At 70.7% G+C, this 1,682-nt stretch carries 2 protein-coding genes; both read left to right on the forward strand.

Going from position 1 to position 1,682, the window contains the following annotated elements:
• Positions 1 to 460, forward strand: a 460-nt coding sequence (locus HW577_RS24685) for a glutamate ligase domain-containing protein (protein ID WP_332837807.1), incomplete at its 5' end; no start/stop codon positions are given.
• Positions 457 to 1,545: a phospho-N-acetylmuramoyl-pentapeptide-transferase gene (mraY, locus tag HW577_RS24690; protein ID WP_198378738.1), complete on the forward strand. Its 1,089-nt coding sequence runs from the start codon at positions 457 to 459 to the stop codon at positions 1,543 to 1,545. The genes HW577_RS24685 and mraY, both read left to right, overlap by 4 nt.
• Positions 1,546 to 1,682 lie beyond the last annotated feature (137 nt).

Below are 1,682 nucleotides of genomic sequence, written 5' to 3' on the forward strand. Positions count from 1 at the left end.
GGGCGCGCTCGCGGCCTTCGGCGCGCCGGCGGGGCGCGGCCGGCGCAGCCGCATCGCCGTGCCGGGCGGGGACGCGCTGCTGATCGACGATTCCTACAACGCGTCGCCGCCATCCATCCGCGCGGGGCTCGCCGTGCTCGCCGCGCAGCGGGCTGAACGCCGGCTCGCCGCCCTGGGCGACATGCGCGAACTGGGCGAGGCAGCGCCGGAGATCCACGCATCCCTCGCGCCCGACGCGGCGGCGGCCTGCGACCTGGTCTTCACCTGCGGCGAGATGATGGGGCACCTGCATCGCGCCCTGCCGGAAGGAAAGCGCGGCGCGCACCTGCCGGATTCGGCGGCACTCGCGCCGGTGCTCAAGGCCGCGCTCCGCCCCGGCGACGCAGTGCTGGTGAAGGGTTCGCTCGGGTCCCGCATGGCAGTGGTGGTCGATGAGCTGATGCGGGGGAACGCGCCGTGATCTTCAATTTCCTTGTTCCCTTCGCGGACGATTTCCAGCTGTTCAACCTGGCGCGCTACCACACCTTCCGCGCCGGCGCGGCCTGCCTGACGGCACTGGTGATCTGCCTGATGTTCGGCAACGCCATCATCCGCTGGCTGCGCTCCTTCCAGCGCGGCGGCCAGCCGATCCGCGAGGAAGGACCGGAGCGCCACCTGATCGAGAAGAAGGGCACGCCGACCATGGGCGGCGTGATGATCCTCGGCGCGCTCGTCGTCTCGACTCTCCTCTGGGCCGACCTGCGTTCCGGCATGGTCTGGGCGGTGCTGCTGGTCACGGTCGGCTACGGCGCGCTCGGCTTCGCCGATGACTGGCTGAAGGTGACCAAGCGCAACACCAAGGGCGTGTCGGGGCGGATGAAGCTCGCGGTGCAGGCGGGGCTCGGCCTCGTCGCCGCGGTCTGGATCACCTGGCTGATGCCCGGGCCGCTGTCGACCACGCTCGCCGTGCCGATCTTCAAGGAGCTGCTGATCCCCTTCGGCCTGCTGTTCCCGCTGGTCGGCATGCTCGTGATGATGGGCGCGTCCAACGCGGTGAACCTGACGGACGGGCTCGACGGGCTGGCCATCGTGCCGGTGATGATCGCGGCCGCCGTCTTCGCGCTGATCGCCTACCTGGTGGGCAACCGGCTGTTCTCCGACTACCTGCAGCTGCACTACGTGCCCGGCACGGGCGAACTCGCCGTCTTTGCCTCGGCGCTGATCGGCGCGGCCCTCGGCTTCCTATGGTTCAACGCGCCGCCGGCGGCGGTCTTCATGGGGGATACGGGCTCGCTCGCGCTGGGCGGGGCGCTGGGCGCGCTCGCGGTCGCGACCAAGCATGAGATCGTCCTGGCGATCGTCGGTGGCCTGTTCGTGGTCGAGACCATATCCGTCGTCATCCAGGTCTTCTGGTTCAAGCGCACGGGCCGGCGCGTCTTCCTGATGGCGCCGCTGCACCATCACTTCGAGAAGAAGGGCTGGGCGGAACCGACGATCGTCATCCGCTTCTGGATCATCGCCATGATCCTCGCCCTTGTCGGCCTCAGCACGCTGAAGATCCGATGACGCGGCCCGCGCCCCCCTTCACCCCCTTCCTCGGCGCGCGCATCGCGGTCGTCGGGCTCGGCCGCGCCGGCCTGCCCGCGGCGCTGCGGCTCGCCGAATGGGGGGCGGAGGTGGCGGCGTGGGACGACCGGCCGGAG

It is taken from the genome of Neoroseomonas rubea (assembly GCF_016106015.1).
In the GTDB taxonomy this organism is placed as follows: Bacteria; Pseudomonadota; Alphaproteobacteria; order Acetobacterales; family Acetobacteraceae; genus Neoroseomonas; species Neoroseomonas rubea.